This is a genomic window from Fulvivirga kasyanovii, assembly GCF_009711405.1.
GTDB classification, from domain to species: Bacteria; Bacteroidota; Bacteroidia; order Cytophagales; family Cyclobacteriaceae; genus Fulvivirga; species Fulvivirga kasyanovii.
Window position 1 is genome coordinate 1 of sequence record NZ_SMLW01000067.1, and the last position, 457, is coordinate 457.

1 pseudogene is annotated in these 457 nt (G+C 49.5%); it reads right to left on the reverse strand.

Annotation, left to right across the window (positions count from 1 at the left end):
- Nucleotides 1–457 (reverse strand): annotated as a pseudogene (locus E1163_RS30070) (hypothetical protein); the annotation flags it as partial.

Consider the following 457-nt stretch of genomic DNA (forward strand, 5'->3'; position numbering starts at 1 on the left):
ATTGCTCAGGTAAATATAGACAAAGCCTGCTTTGTCAACAACTACATCGTTCAAAGCTACAAGCTCGTGGCTGTTGGCCGTTCCTGTTATTTGGGCATGACCAAATTTGTAGGGGTTCATCTGTTCATCGAATAGTATGTAGTTCAGGTATGCCGCTGGCCTCGTATCACCTGCACTGTTTCCACTCACCAACATTCCTGCTCCATCTGCATTGCTAAAAGCATCATAGGTCGCTTGCTCATAGGTATTGCCACCATTCGCCCCGCCAAAAGCACCGGCTACGGCCATCAATACTGCATTCGCGGTTTGCAGGTTACTGTAGTCCCCTGCCTCATAGTAGCTGTATACCTGCATGTCCAGCTTATCGCCCGGGCCTACGGGTATGCTTAACGCAGCTCCAACCGAGTTTTGGTTGTTCAGTCCTATCACTTCATCGTCACCGGCCACATGGATGTCA